This is a genomic window from Kitasatospora sp. NPDC015120 (assembly GCF_043080305.1).
Lineage (GTDB): Bacteria > Actinomycetota > Actinomycetes > Streptomycetales > Streptomycetaceae > Kitasatospora.
Genome location: NZ_JBIBVJ010000025.1, coordinates 49,477 through 64,738 on the forward strand (window position 1 = coordinate 49,477; position 15,262 = coordinate 64,738).

Below are 15,262 nucleotides of genomic sequence, written 5' to 3' on the forward strand. Positions count from 1 at the left end.
GCCGGGGAGAGGGCGGGCGCCAGGGGCGCGGGGGAGCGGAAGGGGCTCGGGAGGGCGCGCGGCACGGCCCGGGGCTGCTTCCGGGAACCGCGCCGCGAGGCACCGGGAGTGGCCGGGCCGGGCTGTTGGGGCGGCCGGGATTCGACGAGAATCGGTAGCCCCCGGCACCCGGCAGGAGGCTCCCGCCCATGACCTCGACCCGCCCCGGCCCCGAGTGGCTGACCGACGCCGTGCTCTACCAGATATACCCCCAGACCTTCGCCGACTCCGACGGCGACGGCATCGGCGACTTCGCGGGCATCACCGAGCACCTCGACCACCTCGCCTGGCTGGGCGTGGACACGGTCTGGCTGAATCCGTGCTTCGCCTCGCCGTTCCGCGACGCGGGGTACGACGTCGCCGACTACTTCACCCCCGCCCCGCGCTACGGCACCGCCGGTGACCTCGCCGCCCTCGTCGACGCGGCGCGCCGGCGGGGCATCCGGATCCTGCTGGACCTGGTCGCCGGCCACACCTCCGACCAGCACCCCTGGTTCCGGGCGTCGGCGCAGGACCCCTCCGACCACCGCTACATCTGGTCGGAACGGCCGGTGGAGGGCTTCGTCGCCTCCCCGGGCAGCCGGGCCGGCTGGTACCGGCCGAACTTCTTCGACTGCCAGCCGGCCCTCAACTTCGGCTACGCGCGCGAGAACCCGGACGAGCCCTGGCGCCAGCCGGTGGATGCCGAGGGCCCCCGCGCCAACCGTGCCGCGCTGAAGGCCGTCATGGCCCACTGGCTCGGCCTCGGCGTGGCGGGCTTCCGGGTCGACATGGCGTCCTCGCTGGTCAAGGACGACCCGGGCTTCGTCGAGACCGGCAAGCTCTGGACCGAACTGCGCGACTGGCTCGACCGCGACCATCCGCAGGCCGCCCTGTTCGCCGAGTGGGGCGACCCGGCCGCCGCCGTCACGGCCGGTTTCCACGCCGACTTCTTCCTCCAGTTCGGCGGCCCGGACGACGGCCTGCCGCTGCGCTCGCTGTGGAACAACAACGCCGGCACGGTGCAGCAGTTCTGGAAGCAGGGCCCCTGTTACTTCGAGGCCGAGGGTCGCGGCACGCCGCAGCTGTTCCTGGACGCCTGGCGCACGGCGGCCGAACTGACCGAGGGCGCCGGGCACATCGCCCTGCCCACCGCCAACCACGACTTCTCCCGGCTGGCCACCGGCCCGCGCACCGCCGACCAGCTCGCCCCGGCCTTCGCGCTGCTGTTCACCTGGCCGACGCTGCCGGCGGTCTACTACGGCGACGAGATCGGCATGCGCTATGTGCCGGACCTGCCGGACACCGAGGGCAGCGTGGTCGGGCCGACGTACAACCGGGCCGGCTCGCGCACCCCCATGCAGTGGGCGCCCGGCCCGAACGCGGGCTTCTCCGCGGCGCCCGCCGACCGGCTCTACCTGCCGGTCGACCCGGACCCGCACCGCCCGGACGTCGCGACCCAGCGGGCCGACCCGACCTCGCTGCTGCACACCGTGCGGCGGCTGATCGCACTGCGCCGGGCCCACCGCGGCCTGGGCGCGCGGGGCTCGGTGGAGGTGCGGCACGCCGGGTACCCGCTGGTGTACACCCGGGCCGGGCGCTACCTGGTCGTGGTCAATCCGCGGCGGGAGCCGGCGGTCGTCCCGGCGGACGTGGCGTTCGGGTCCGGCGGGGCAGGTGGGCCCGGGGGGTCCGGCGCGTCGGGGCGTGCGCGGCCGCTGGACGTCCAGGGCGTGCGCATCGGCGCGGAGGGTGAGCTGCGGGCGGACGGGTTCTCGTACGGCGTGTTCGAGCTGGGGTAGCGCCGTAGGGGGCGTGCGGAAGGCGTGAGGCCTCGATCTCCGGGGGCGGACTTCGGTCCGCCCCCGGAGTGGTTGTAGACTGCATCCAGATAGTTGCATTTACCACCCGATTGCCGCCCGGTGATCGAACTGATCGACCTGATCGACCTGATTGACCTGATCGATCCTGGGCGGCCTCGTCGGAGGACGGACCGAACCCCCCATGAGCACACCCCGGACCACCGCCGCAGCGCCCCCGTCGGGGCACCCGCTCAAGCACCTCGCGCTCCACCTGCTCACCCCGCTGCTGATGTGCCTGGGCATGGCACTCGCCTACCAGGGCGCCTTCCACCAGCCCGAACCGCACCACCTGAAGGTCGCCGTCGTCGGCACCGCCCCGCAGGCGCGGGAGCTGGCCGCAGCCGTGCAGGGCGCGGCGGGTGACGCGCTGGACGTCGCGACGCTGCCCGACCGCGCGGCCGCCGAGCAGCGGCTGCTCGACCGCGAGCTGGTCGGCGCGTTCGTACCGGACGCCGGCCGTCCGGAGCTGCTGGTCGCGAAGGCAAACTCGGACACCTCGGCGATGGCGGCCGAGAAGGTGTTCCAGCGCGTCGCCACGGAGCAGGGCGTGCCGCTGGCCGTCACCGACCTCACCACCCCGGGCAAGGGCGACCCGACGGGGCAGGGCCTGTTCTTCCTGCTGGTCGCGCTCAGCATCGGCTCCTACGGCAGCGTCGCGGTGATCGGTGCGGCGGGTGCGGCGATGAGCATGCGGATCCGGGTGCTGACCGGCCTCGCCGTGTCGCTCGCGGTGAGCCTGATCGGGATCGTCACCGCAGGGCCGGTCTTCCACGTCGTCGACCACGACCTGGCCGCGGTCTGGGCGCTCGGCTGGCTGTACTCGGCGGGGGTGATCGGCATCGGCATCGGCCTGCACAGCTTCCTCAAGCGGTGGACCACGCTGGCCATGATGGTGCTGTTCGTGATGCTGAACTTCACCAGCTCGGGCGGGGTCTACCGGCCGGACCTGCAGAACGGCTTCTTCGGCGGTCTGCACTCCTTCTGGACCGGGGCCGGTTTCCTGGAGGGCGCGCGCAGCCTGCTGTACTTCGACGGCGGCGCGGGGTTCGGCGGAAACCTGCTGGTACTGGTGCTCTGGCTGGTGGCCGCGGGCGTGCTGGTCGCCGCCGCGGCGCTGTACGAGAAGCGCGGCCGGGTGACGGACGGGGCCGGCTCCGGGGCGGACGCCGGGGCCGAGGAGGAGATGGAGGAGTCGGTGGTCGCGGTCTGACGGTCCGCCGACGGGGGAGTGCTTCACCGGGTGCCAGGGGCATCGGCGTCCGGTGGGGACCGGCGGCCCGCGCCCGGCCCTGGACAAGCCGGTCGCGGGCCGCGCAGCCGGCGTCCGGCGGTGTGCGGCGGTGTGCGGCGGTGTGCGCCAAGGAGCGGCGCGGAGGTGCGTGCGGCGCGCGCGGCGCCCGGCGCGGCCGACCGGGGATCCTCGCGGCGGCGCCGAGCCGCACCGCCGGGGCCGGTGACGCACGGCGTGCTCTGCTGACGGTGGCCGCCACCCGCCGCCCGCCGCCCCCGTCCTCCGAGGAGTGCCGCCGTGCCCCGACCGTTCCGCCGACCCGCCGGTTGCCCAGTCCGTCGTCCAGCCTGCGCCGCCCTGCGCTCCGGGGCCCCGGCCGTCGCCGTGCTCGCGCTGGCGCTGCTCGCCGGCACACCCGCCGTGGCCGTGGCGCCACCGCTCTCCGACCCCCGGATCGTCGCCCACTTCGACGTCTCCCCGGGCCTCCAGCCCGAGAACATCGCCCTGGAGCCCGACGGGGCGGTGGACCTCACCTTCTCCAATGCCCGCCAGGTCGGCCGGGTCGCCACCGACGGCCGGCTCATCGTCCTGGCCACCATGCCCGCGCCCGCGCACCCGGCGACCCCCCTGATCGGCCGGGCCGTCGTCTCCGGCCTGGCCCGCGCCCACGACGGCACCCTGTACTTCGCCTACGCCACCGGCACCGAGGACCTCACCGGCATCTGGCGGCTCTGCCCCGGCGGCGCGCCCGAGCGGATCGCCGCGTTCCCAGCCGACAGCCTGCCCAACGGCCTCGCACTGGACGAGCACGCGGGCGTGCTCTACTCCGCCGACTCGGCGCTCGGCCTGGTCCGGGTCGTCCCGCTGCACGGCGGTGCCCCGGCGGTCTGGTCGGACGACGCCCGGCTCAAGCCGGTCGGCGCCTTCGGCGCCAACGGCCTCAAGGTGCACCGGGGCGCGGTGTGGGTCGGCAACACCGACACGGCGTCCCTGCTGCGCATCCCGGTCCGCCCGGACGGTTCCGCGGGCCCGGCGGAGGTCCGTGCCGAGGGCCTGGAGGGGCTCGACGACTTCGCCTTCGTCAGGGCCGGGGACGACCTGTTCGCGGCGCTCAACCCCTCCAGCCAGGTCGTGCACCTCCGTCCGGACGGCACCCGGCACACCGTCCTCGACGCGGCGGACGGGCTTTCCAATCCCACCTCCGTCGGGATCGGCGGCGACACCGTGTACGTGCCGAGTGCCGCCTTCTTCACCTTGACCGACCCGAACCTGCTGGCCGCGACGCTGGCGCGGTAGGCGGTAGGCGGTAGGCGGTAGGCGGTAGGCGGTAGGCGGTAGGCGGTAGGCGGTATGCGGCGGGCGGCGCGTTGCGGGTCCGCCTGTGAGGGCGGAGGGGCTCGACGGCTTCGCGTCCGTCGGTTCCGGGGGCGGCTTGATCGCGGCGCTCGCCCCCTTCGGCCGGCTCGTGGACCTGCCCGTGCCGGGCCGCGAGCGCTGGCGCGGTGGACGGCGGGCGGCCGGTCCGGGGGCGTGTTCGGCCGGCTGCCATGTGAGTGGAGTTCGGGACGTCGGCCGGTTCAGCGGTGGTCCGGGGCGCGGGTGAAGCAGCAGTCGCCGCAGACACCCGCCTGCGGGCCGAGCCGGTAGTACAGGCAGCAGCTGGTGCGGCGGAAGGCGGTGCCGGCCGGCGTCGCGGTGAGCGTCCCGGTCCCGGCCAGCGGTGGGTGGGCGAGTACCTCGGCGACGACTGCGCGGGCCGTGCCGTGCGGGGCGTGCGCGGTTCGCGCGTCCAGTACGCGCAGCGCGCCCGCCAAGGCGGAGGCGGCGTTGCCGCGCAGCAGTCCGTCCGCGAGCGGGACCACGGACCGGACCGCCGCCGCCAGATCCGCCAACTGCCCCTCGACGACGGTCCGCCGGAAGCGGTCCGGGAGCGGGGCCCGCTCGGCCCGCGCGGGCTCGTCCGGGTCCGGGTGCGGCAGCCACAGGCCGACCGGCCCCTGCTCGGGGACCCGGATCCGGGCCCGGTCCGGGTGCAGGTCGGGCACCGAGCCGAGCAGGACGGCCGCGCCGAGGCCGACCGAGCAGAACCGGGCGGCCAGGCCGAGGTGGAGGACGGAGGCCGCGACCCGGGGCTCGGCGGTGCCCAGCCGCCGGGCCACCTCGCGCACCCGTCGCGCCAACGGGCCGTCCGGCGCCGGGGCGTAGAACTCCCGCAGCGGCCGGAAGCCCGGCGGCGCGACCTCTCCGGGAGCGGTGGCGGCGTCCAGGGCGAAGTACGGGCCGAGGGCGGCGAGCCGGCGGTAGTCGGGCGGCGGCGCGTCGCTCATCGGGTCCTCCGGTTCTGTCGTGTCCGTGCTGCGGCGGTGTGGCGGGGTGTCGGTGCCGGTCGGACGAAAGGTACCGTGCGGCGGCGTCGGGGCGTCGGGGCGTCGGGGCGTCGGGGCGTCGGGGCGTCACGCGAGCCGCAGGCCGGGACCCCAGAAGGGCCGGGGGCGGCCGGACCGTAGGCTCGGGGCATGCCTGTCGAGTCCGGCCCCGGTCCGGTGCCTTCCCCGTCCGGCGCGTCCTGCGGAGTCGGCGCGCGGTTCCGCCGGCCGGTGGGGGTGGCGGCGGCCCTGGTCGTCCTCCTGCCCGTCGTGCTGGCGCACACGGGGCAGCACCTGGCCGCGCTGCTCCTGGCGGCGGCGGCCGCCGTGACGGTCCTGGTGGCCGTGGTGCCGTGGCCCTGGCGGCGGATGACGCTCGCGCAGGCCGCCGGGGGAGTGGCCGCGCTCTCGCTGGTGCTCGACCTCGGCTACTCCGGCCCGTACCGGCTGGCCGCGTTCTGGCTGCCGTTCGAGTGGGCGGCCTTGCTGGTGCTGGCGGGGCGGGTGGCCCGGCGCGCCCGGGGTCGCTGGGCGGGCCTGGTCGGCGTGCTGACCGTCGTGGCGGTTCCGGCCGTGCCGCTGCGGTTCGCCCTCCGGACACCGCAGGGGAGTTGGGCGGGCTCGGCCATCGTCGTGCTGCTCTCGCTGGCGCCGCTGGCGGTGGTCGTCGGCGCCGGACTCCATCTGCGGGTGCTGGAAGCCCGGCGCGAGCGCGCGGTCGCCCGGGCCAGGCGCGAGCAGCGGCTGGAGGTGGCGCGCGGGCTGCACGACTTCGTCGCGCACGAGATCACCGGCATCGTGCTGGAGGCGCAGGCCGGGCAACTGCCGGGCCAGGAACCGGAGGAGACGGCCGCGCTGCTGCGCCGGCTGGAGGAGGCCGGGCTGCGTGCGCTGGACTCCATGGACGCCATGGTGGGCGCGCTGCGGGAGCCGCGCGAGGACGGGGACGGCGCGGGTTCTCCGGGGGATGCTGCCGGTCCCGCCGGTGCCGGGGGTGCTGGCGGTGCCGCCGGGGCCGTCGGTGCCACGCGGGTGTACGGGCTGGCGGATCTGCCGGAGCTGGTGGGCCGGTTCAGCCGGACCGGGCCGACCCGTGCCCGCCTGGAGGCGGCGCCGGAGGCCGTCGGGCTGCTCGGCGGGGAGGCCGGGGCCACCGCGTACGCGGCCGTGCTGGAGGCGCTCACCAATGTGCGGCGGCACGCTCCGGGTGCCGCCGAGGTGGTGGTGCGGGTGGAGGTGCGGTCGGGCGTGGCGGGCGCAGCGGGCACCGTGGGCGCGGCGGCCGTGGTGGCCGTGTCGGTGAGCGACGACGGCGGGGGCGGGGCCCGCGTCAGGGGGCTGCTCCGGCGCCGTCCGGGCAGCGGCGGCACCGGGCTGGTGGCGCTCGCCGAGCGGCTCGCCGCGCACGGCGGCGTGCTGGAGGCGGGGCCGCTGCGCCCGGCGGGGTGGCGGCTCGGCTGCGAACTGCCCGTGCGGTAGGCCGATCGGCAGGGGTGGCGGGCGGAATCGAGCGCCGAACATCTGCCGATCGGCAGATGGCAGCGCGGCGGCGGAGGGCGATGCTCATAGCCATGACCGACGCGCCCGTCGAAGGAGGAGCCGCCATGGCCGTCGTACCCGCCGTACCCGCCGAACTCCCCGTAGCTGTCGTACCTGTCGTACCTGCCGGCCTCGCCGCACCTGCCGCATCCGCTCTTCCGCGGCGCCCCCGGGGCCGGCTGCCCACCGTCGTCGCGGCCCTGGCCCTCGCGGTCCTGCCGGCCGCCGTGGCCGGCTGCGCCAGGGCCGCCGATGCCACGCCCGAGTCGACGGTGTTCGGCTACAGCGGCAGCACGTTGAACGTGGTGTCCCGGTACCACGTGCCGACCGATCTCGTCGCGACGGACCGTCAGGACATCAAGGTGACGCGCTGGTTCAAGGCCGACGGCATCGCCGAGGAGCGGACCGGCTGGGAGCTGGAGGGCGACACGCTGACCCTGGAGGCGAGTTGCTCGGGCTTCGCCGACTGTGACGCGCGGTTCCGCGTCGAGGTGCCGCCGCACATAGCCGTGCTGCGCGACGGCCGGGCGACCGAGCTCAAGGGGGCCGGGCCCGCCTGAGTGCGGCCCGCCGCCGACGCCGTGCGAGACTGCCGTGCGTGACGAGTCCGCACCCGGAGCCCATCCGCACCCTGATCGCCGACGACCAGGAGGCCGTACGCCGGAGCGTGCGGCGGATCCTGGAGGCCCAGCCGGACATCACGGTGGTCGGCGAGGCGGCGGACGGGGTCGCCGCGCTCGACCTCGCGGCGGAACTGCGCCCGGACGTCGCGCTGGTGGACATCCGGATGCCCCGGATGGACGGTCTGGAGCTGACCAGGCGGCTGGCCGCGCCGGGGGCGGTGACGCCGGTGCGGGTGGTGGTGCTGACCACCTTCGACCTCGACGAGTACGTCTACCCGGCGCTGCGGCACGGGGCCTCCGGGTTCCTGCTGAAGCGCTCCGGCCCGGCGCTGCTGGCCGAGGCCGTCCGGGCGGCGGCGGGCGGGGAGAGCCTGATCAGCCCGTCGGTCACCGTGCGGCTGCTGCAGCACGTGAACGCGCCCCGGCGGGTGGACCGCCGGTCGGCCCCGGCGGCGGCGCTGACCGAACGGGAGGTGGAGATCGCCGGACACGTCGCGGCCGGGCGGACCAACGCGGACATCGCCGCCGAGCTGTTCATCTCGCCGGGCACGGTGAAGACCCATGTGGCGAGCATCCAGCGCAAGCTCGGGGTGCAGAACCGCGTCGGCATCGCCGTGCACGCCTGGGAGATGGGGTACGCGGTGCCGTCCGCACCGTGACGCGGGCCGCGCGGCGTGCGGGAGCCGGGGGAGTCGCGGCGGACGTGCGGAACCTGCGGGGTGGAGGTGGCCTCCGGACATGACGTCCTCCGGCCGAACGGTTCGATCGTCGACCGAGGTACCAGCGGCAGACCCTGATCCGTCTCGATCTGTCGCCACTGCCTCCTGCGGTCGAACTTCCTCTGGCCCCGCAGGTCCACCACCCATGATGCGCCCGGCGCGGCGGATGCACCAGGGGGTTTCGGAAAAAATCCACCATATCGGGGGAATTCGGACGCCGCCGGTGGGTTCCGGGTGGCTCGGCCCCGGCGGCTCAGCCCCGTAGTGCGTCCTTGCGCAGGAAGTGCTTCAGACGCTGCCACGTCCAGGTGTTGATCACGTCCTCGGCGGTCAGCCAGGCGCGCTGCGCGGTGCCGATCCCGTACCGGGGATAGGCGAGGTGCGGGGTGGCGTGGGCGTCGCTGTCGATCGCGAACTTCACCCCGTGGCGCTTGGCCCGCAGCACGTCCTCGTCCCGCAGGTCGAGGCGCTGCGGCGAGCTGTTGATCTCGATCGCGGTGCCGGTCCGGGCGGCGGCCGCGAAGACGGCGTCCAGGTCGACGTCGATCGGCCCCCGCCGGCCGATCCGCCGGGTGGTGAGGTGGCCGATGACGTGGACGTGCGGGTTCTCGCAGGCCCGGATCAGCCGACGGGTCTGCGCGTCCCGGTCGGCGCCGAAGTGCGAATGGACGGACGCCACGCAGACGTCGAACCCGGCGAGGAACTCGGCCGGCCAGTCCACGCCGCCGTCCGGTCCGATGTTCAGCTCGGTGCCGTGCAGCAGCCGCATCCGACGGTGGCGCCCGGCCAGTTCGCGCAGCCGTTCCCGCTGGGCGAGCATCTTCTCGTCGGTCATCCGCTGCATCACCAGGTCGGGGGCGTGATCGGTGACCGCGAAGTACGCGTAGCCGCGGGCGGCCGCGGTGTCGATCATCTCCTCCAGGGTGGCCAGCCCGTCGGTGAGATCGGTGTGGGTGTGCAGGTCGCCACGGAGGTCCGCCTCGGTCACCAGCTCCGGCAGCTCGCCGCGCAGGGCCGCCTCGATCTCGCCGCGGTCCTCGCGCAGCGTCGGCGCGATCCACGGCAGGCCGAGCGCCGCGTACACCTCGTCCTCGCTCGCCGAGACGATCTTCTCGCCGCTCTCGGCCTCGAACAGTCCGTACTCGGAGAGCTTCAGCCCGGCCCGGACCGCCATCGTCCGCAACGTGATGTTGTGCGCCTTCGAGCCGGTGAAGTACACCAGCGCCGCGCCCCAGTCCTCCTCGGGGACCACCCGCAGGTCCACCTGGATCCCGTCCGTGGTGCGCACCGAGGTCTTGGTCGGCCCGGTGCCGATCACCTCGGCCACGGAGGGGAGCGCGGTGAGCGCGGCCATCAGCGGCGCCGAGTCCTCGGCGGTGGCCAGCACGTCGATGTCGCCGACCGTCTCGCGCATCCGGCGCAGCGACCCCGCGTACGCGCAGCGGGTGCACCCCGGGACGGCGCTCAGCGCCGCGACCAGCTGGTCGGCCAGCGCGGTGGCGGCGTCCAGCAGGGTCCGGCCGCCGGACTGCCGCATCAGCTCGATGCCGTGCAGGATCTTCTCGCCGCTGCGCTCGCCGAGTCCGGGGACCTCGCTCAGCCGGTCGGCGCGGATCGCCTCGGCGAGCTCGTCGACGGAGGCGATGCCGAGGTCGCGGTAGAGGGCGAGGGCGCGTTTCGGCCCGACGCCGGGCACCGCCATCATCGCGCGGACCCCGGCCGGGATCGTGGCCCGGAGCGACTCCAGCGCCTCGATCCGCCCGTCGGCGAGGTACTCGGCGATCTTCTCGGCGGTGGACTTCCCGACGCCCGGGATCTGCTGGAGGCCCTTGACGTCCAGGCCGCCGATGTCGCCGGGATGGCCGCCGACCGCCCGGGCGGCCTTCTCGTAGGCGCGGGCGCGGAAGGCATCGCCACCGGTGATCGAGATCAGGTCGGCGTACTCCTGGAGCAGCTCCCTGACCTTGTCGTTGAGCCGGGCCATGGGGACAGTCTAGGTTTCCCGGGTCCGCGCGGCGCTGCGCACGCGCGCCGGCCGGGCACCGACCGGTCGCGCCGCGTGGTGGCGGGGGCGGCGGGTGCGGCGGTGGCGGCCGCCGCGTCCTCGCCCGTCACCCGCCGCCGTGGACGCGGCTCGGACCGGCCGCCCCTCACTCCCGCGCGACGGCCAGCACCACGACCACGGTGAGCCCGCCGCCGGGCGTCTGCTCCACCACCAGTCGGCCCCCGGCCGCCTGGACCAGGCCCGGGATCGACGGCCCGACCCGCTCGGGCCCGCCCGCCGTCCGGCCCGCCGCCCGCCCGTGGACCGCGCCGAGCAGCCACTGCCGCGCCTCCGGCGGCGCCGACGCGCCCCGGTCCACCACCCGCAGCTCCACCCGGGCCGGTTCCGCCGCCCACGGTCCCGAGAACGGATCGGCCCGGACCAGCACCCGGGCGCCCGGCGGATTGCGGCGGATCGCGTGGTCCACCAGCCCGGCCAGCGCCGCCTCCAGCCGCACGGAGTCCGCGACCACCACCGGCAGCCCCACCGGCACCCGCACGGTCACGGCCGCCGCCCGGCCGCCGCCCCGCAGCACCCGCCCGACCAGCTCGGCCGGCTGGACGTGCCGCGCGTCCGGCACGCAGCCGCCGGCCCGGTCGGTCCAGCGCAACCGCTCCAGCTCCGGCCGCGACAGCGGCTGCGGCCCGGCCATGCCGCCGGACCCGGGGCGGCCCGCCCCGCCGGTGCCCGCCGTTCCGGCCGCGCCGCCGAACACCACCGCACGCCCGTCCGGCTCCGGGCGCCCGCCCCCGCCGACGCCCTTGAGCAGCCGCACGCCCACCAGCGCCCCGGACCGCCCGAGCGGACCGAGCCCGCCCAGCGCCCGGGCGCCCGACGCGACGTAGCCCCAGAGCTTCCCGCCTGTCATCGTCCTGCCCCTCGTCCCGCACGGACCGGGCCCGCCGCCTCCACGACGGCCCGGTGCGGACCGATTCCCCGGCCCTGCGCCAAGCGTGCGCCCCCGCCGTCCGGGTGACAATCCGGCCCCGGGGCCCCAGAAGGCACTGCCACCCCTCCGACCAGCGGGGCCACCACCCGCCGACCGACGGGAGCACCGCACCGGCGCGCACCCGCCACCGTGCGCCCCCGACCCCTCGGCGCCCGGGCCTCGGCGGGGCCGGGCCCACCGGTGCCGGCGGCCGGACGACCCGAGGCTCCCGGGCCACCCGCTCTGTTCGAATCCGCAAAGAGTTCTTCGCAAAAAACCTTTGCGAAGAGTCCTTTGCGGTCCTATGGTGCTGCCATGACCGATGACCGCAGGTGGCCGCACAGTCCGGATCCGCAGACCGATGTCGTGATCGATGCCAAGGGCCTGCGGGCCCTGGCCCACCCGGTGCGGGTGCAACTGATCGGGCTGCTCCGCAAGAACGGCCCGTCCACCGCCACCAGACTGGCCGAGCAGCTGGGGCTGAACTCGGGCGCGACCAGCTACCACCTCCGCCAACTGGCGGCCGCGGGCTTCGTCGCCGAGGACACCGAGCGGGGCAACGCCCGCGACCGCTGGTGGAAGTCGGTCCACCAGGTGACGTGGTGGACCGATCCCGACCTCGCGGAGCAGGAGCCGGAGGCCGCGCTCGGCTACCTGCGCTCGATCGTGGCGGCGCACACCCTGACCGCGCAGACGGCGCTCAACGCCCTGGAGACGATGCCGGTCGAGTGGCGGCACGCGCTGGACCTCAGCGACATGGTGCTCCAGCTCACGCCGGAGGAGGCCCGCACACTCGCCGGGGAGCTGGCCGACGTGGTCGCGCGCTACCGCCGGATCGAACCGGGGGCGCCCGTGCCGGAGGGCACGGACCGGGTGGCCGTGGTCGTCCAGGTGCTGCCCGAGCCGCAGGGCGGCCCGGCCGGTGACGAACCGGAGGGGCGGTCATGACCGCACGGGCCACGGCCTCCGCCCCGACCGAGGGCCGGGCCGCGCCGCGCAGCCTGGGGCCGATGGCCGGTGTGCTGGCGGCGATGGCGATCTCGCTGACCGGCACCAGGGTGTCGGCCGTCGCCCTGCCGTGGTTCGTGCTCGCCACCACCGGCAGCGCCACGATGACCGGCGTGGTCGCGTTCGTCGAGCTCGCGCCCTACGTGCTGGTCAAGGCGTTCGTCGGTCCGGTGATCGACCGGCTCGGGCCGCGGGTGGTCTCCTGGACCACGGACGCGGTGAGCGCCGTGGCAGCCGGTCTCGTGCCGCTGCTGCACGGGCTGGGGCTGCTGCCGTTCTGGCTGCTGCTGGTCATGGTCGCGGTGATCGGCGGTGCCCGCGGCCCGGGGGACCTCGCCAAGGAGGTCATGGTCCCCGAGGCGGCCGACCGGGCCCGGTTCCCGCTGGAGCGGGCCACCGGACTGGCCGGTGTGACCGAGCGGCTGGCCAGCACGATCGGCCCGGCGGTGGGCGGCGGACTGGTCGCCCTGCTCGGCCCGATGGCCGGTCTGACGGTCAACGCGGTCGCCTTCGCGCTCGGCTCGCTGGTGATCGCCGTCGCGCTGCCGCGCGGGACCGGCCGCGCCGCCGCCCCGTCGGCGCCCGGCGCCGAGGAGGAGCCGTCCGGCGGCTACTGGCAGCTGTTCCGGGAGGGCTTCGCCTTCCTGCGGCGCGAGCCGCTGCTGCTGACGATCATCGTGATGATCGCGGTGACCAATCTCCTGGACGCCGCGTTCCTGACCGTGCTGGTCCCGGTCTGGGCCCGGGAGTCGGGCGGGGGACCGGCCGCGATCGGCCTGACCGGAACGGTCTGGGGCAGTGCGGCGGTGGCCGGCAGCCTGATCGCGGCGGCCGTCGCCCACCGGCTTCCCCGGCGCGCGGTGTTCTTCGCCGGCTTCCTGCTGGCGGGCGCCCCGCGGTTCGTCGTGCTGGCACTGGACGTGCCGATGGGCGTGGTGCTCGCCGTGTTCGTGCTGAGCGGCTTCGGGGCCGGGTTCCTCAACCCGATCCTCGGTGCCGTGCTGTTCGAGCGGGTGCCGCGTCAGCTGCTGGGCCGGGTCAATGCGCTGGGGGACTCGCTCGCCTGGGCCGGGATCCCGCTGGGTGGCCTGCTCGCCGGCGCGGCGGTGGCGATGTCGGGGCTGATACCGGTGCTGCTCGTGTGCGGCGGTCTGTACTTCGTCGCCACCACCCTGCCGGGTCTGCGGCCGGAGTGGCGGGAGATGGACCGCAAGCGCGGCCGCGCCCCGGAGGCGGCCGCCGCCGCGAGCGGCGAACCGGAGGGGACGGTGCCCGCTCCGCCCGTCCTGCCCGCCTCGGCCCACGCGGCGGCCGGGGTCCCGACCGAGTGACGGAGGCGAGCAGGGGGGAGGGTGGCGGTCAGCTGAGGTCGAAGGGGGCCGGGGCGCGGTCCGCCCAGATCCGGGCGGAGGCCTGCTCGGGATAGGGGACGGTCACCGACTCGGCGTCCACGACCCGGGTGAGCTGCCCCTCGGGCTCGTAGGCGGGCCAGCCGGGGTCGCCGGTGGCGACGAAGCCGGTCCACGCCCGCAGGAGTTCCGCCGAGGCGGCCTCGGCCCCGGGGCCGGGCGGGTCGCCGAGGAGCCCCCGGCCGGTCGGGCTGTCCAGGGTGCCGAAGGCGAGCGGGACGTCGAGGCTGTGGCAGGCCCCGACGGTTCCGCCGAAGGCCCGGGACTGCAGGGCCAGCTCGAACAGGAAGGAGGTGCCGCCGGCCGCGAGGTTGGCCCGGGCGAGGAGCAGCGAGGGCATGCGGAACAGCGCGTCGGAGTACACCGTCTCCACGAGGTACTCCGGTCCGGCTCCGGGATGGGCGGCGCGATAGGCGTCGGGGCCGTCCGGTGCGGGGGCGAACAGGGCGAGGGCGTCGCGGGCGTCCTCCTCGGTGAAGGTGCCGAGGCGTCCGGCGAGGACCGTGAAGAGGCGGAACTCGTCACGGGTGTGGCCGACGAGCAGCTCGATCCCCTCCGCGCGTCCGCCGGTCAGTGCCGCCCAGGGCGTCTCGGTCAGGACGTCGCCGTCGACCACCGGGCAGATGGCGATGCCGGTCCGGGCGAACCGGCCCCAGCGGTCCGCGTGCTCGGGGAGCTCGGCGCCGAGGGCGGTGACCGCCTCGGCCAGGCGCCCGGGGGCGACGGCGCGGAACCCGGCCGCGCTGGGTGCGGTGCCCAGCCGGTCGGCGAGCACGGCCGTGAGCTCCTGCCCCAGGGCCGGAGTGCAGTGCATGCCCGGTACCGAGTGCGCGACGGCGCGCCGGAACAGGCCGCGGGCCGTCGGCATCGCCAGCAGGGCGGCGATCGAGCCGGCGCCCGCGGACTCCCCGGCGACCGTGACCCGGCCGGGGTCCCCGCCGAAGGAGGTGATGTTGGCCCGCACCCAGCGCAGGGCGGCGATCTGGTCGAGGAACCCCCGGTTGGGCGGGGCGTCCGGGAAGAGGGCGAAGCCCTCGGCGCCGACCCGGTAGTTGAGGGTCACCACGACGAGGCCGGCGTCGGCGAGCAGGGCCGGGTCGTACAGGGGGTCGCTCGACGCCCCGGAGAGGTAGGCGCCGCCGTGGATCCACACCAGCACCGGCAGGCCGGCGGCCACACCGGGATCGGGGGTGCAGACGTTGAGCGTCAGCCAGTCCGGGCCGCCGTCCGCCCCGGCCGGGGCCGGACCGGACTGCGGCGCCACGGGGCCGAACGCGACGGCGGGCCTGACGCCCTCCCACGGCAGGGCCGGGGCGGGCGCGGCGAACCGCAGTGCGCCGACGGGCGGCTGTGCGTAGGGGATGCCGCGGAACACCGCGTGCGTGCGCTGCCACACGCCCTCCACCAGGCCGGACGTGGTGCGGGCCTGCGGCCTCGGCTGCTCGGACATGCCGATTCCTCCCTCTCGGACTCGGATCGGTGCCTCACGGGGACAGGTTTATAGGTCAGCTGTAT

The 15,262-nt window shown here is 75.8% G+C and carries 12 protein-coding genes; 8 read left to right on the plus strand and 4 right to left on the minus strand.

Going from position 1 to position 15,262, the window contains the following annotated elements:
- Positions 1–188 precede the first annotated feature (188 nt).
- From ACF1AK_RS32545 to ACF1AK_RS32555, 3 genes are all read left to right on the plus strand, one after another.
- Entirely contained in the window at positions 189–1,820 is a 1,632-nt protein-coding gene (locus tag ACF1AK_RS32545; RefSeq protein ID WP_391502420.1) for an alpha-amylase family glycosyl hydrolase, read from the plus strand.
- Between the two features lie 202 nt (positions 1,821–2,022).
- Positions 2,023–3,090, plus strand: a complete 1,068-nt coding sequence (locus ACF1AK_RS32550; protein WP_391502421.1) for a hypothetical protein — start codon at positions 2,023–2,025, stop codon at positions 3,088–3,090.
- A gap of 318 nt (positions 3,091–3,408) precedes the next feature.
- Positions 3,409–4,407 carry a hypothetical protein gene (locus tag ACF1AK_RS32555; protein WP_391502422.1) on the plus strand — a complete coding sequence of 333 codons (999 nt, stop codon included), beginning with the start codon at positions 3,409–3,411 and terminating at the stop codon, positions 4,405–4,407.
- Between the two features lie 281 nt (positions 4,408–4,688).
- Here the strand turns inward: ACF1AK_RS32555 and ACF1AK_RS32560 are convergent, their stop codons facing one another.
- A complete protein-coding gene (locus ACF1AK_RS32560; protein ID WP_391502423.1) occupies positions 4,689–5,438 on the minus strand; it encodes a (2Fe-2S)-binding protein in 750 nt (249 codons plus the stop codon).
- A gap of 189 nt (positions 5,439–5,627) precedes the next feature.
- Between ACF1AK_RS32560 and ACF1AK_RS32565 the strand changes: the two genes are divergently transcribed.
- From ACF1AK_RS32565 to ACF1AK_RS32575, 3 genes are all read left to right on the plus strand, one after another.
- Positions 5,628–6,956, plus strand: coding sequence for a sensor histidine kinase (locus ACF1AK_RS32565; protein WP_391502424.1), 1,329 nt, complete (start codon positions 5,628–5,630; stop codon positions 6,954–6,956).
- A gap of 92 nt (positions 6,957–7,048) precedes the next feature.
- Entirely contained in the window at positions 7,049–7,576 is a 528-nt protein-coding gene (locus tag ACF1AK_RS32570; protein WP_391502425.1) for a hypothetical protein, read from the plus strand.
- A 38-nt stretch (positions 7,577–7,614) separates the two neighbouring features.
- Positions 7,615–8,298 (plus strand): response regulator, encoded by a 684-nt coding sequence (locus ACF1AK_RS32575; RefSeq protein ID WP_391502426.1) that lies wholly within the window; start codon positions 7,615–7,617, stop codon positions 8,296–8,298.
- A 313-nt stretch (positions 8,299–8,611) separates the two neighbouring features.
- Here the strand turns inward: ACF1AK_RS32575 and polX are convergent, their stop codons facing one another.
- Both polX and ACF1AK_RS32585 read right to left on the minus strand, forming a co-directional pair.
- Entirely contained in the window at positions 8,612–10,342 is a 1,731-nt protein-coding gene (gene polX, locus ACF1AK_RS32580) for a DNA polymerase/3'-5' exonuclease PolX (protein WP_391502427.1), read from the minus strand.
- A 166-nt stretch (positions 10,343–10,508) separates the two neighbouring features.
- Positions 10,509–11,270, minus strand: coding sequence for an ATP-binding protein (locus ACF1AK_RS32585; protein WP_391502428.1), 762 nt, complete (start codon positions 11,268–11,270; stop codon positions 10,509–10,511).
- 375 nt (positions 11,271–11,645) lie between these two features.
- Between ACF1AK_RS32585 and ACF1AK_RS32590 the strand changes: the two genes are divergently transcribed.
- Together ACF1AK_RS32590 and ACF1AK_RS32595 are read left to right on the plus strand one after the other, a co-directional pair.
- Positions 11,646–12,278: an ArsR/SmtB family transcription factor gene (locus ACF1AK_RS32590; RefSeq protein WP_391502429.1), complete on the plus strand. Its 633-nt coding sequence runs from the start codon at positions 11,646–11,648 to the stop codon at positions 12,276–12,278.
- Positions 12,275–13,669 carry an MFS transporter gene (locus tag ACF1AK_RS32595; RefSeq protein ID WP_391502430.1) on the plus strand — a complete coding sequence of 465 codons (1,395 nt, stop codon included), beginning with the start codon at positions 12,275–12,277 and terminating at the stop codon, positions 13,667–13,669. The genes ACF1AK_RS32590 and ACF1AK_RS32595 overlap by 4 nt, the downstream gene beginning before the upstream one ends.
- Positions 13,670–13,697: 28 nt before the next feature.
- Here ACF1AK_RS32595 and ACF1AK_RS32600 read toward each other — a convergent pair whose 3' ends face one another.
- Positions 13,698–15,197 carry a carboxylesterase/lipase family protein gene (locus ACF1AK_RS32600; protein ID WP_391502431.1) on the minus strand — a complete coding sequence of 500 codons (1,500 nt, stop codon included), beginning with the start codon at positions 15,195–15,197 and terminating at the stop codon, positions 13,698–13,700.
- Positions 15,198–15,262: the final 65 nt, after the last annotated feature.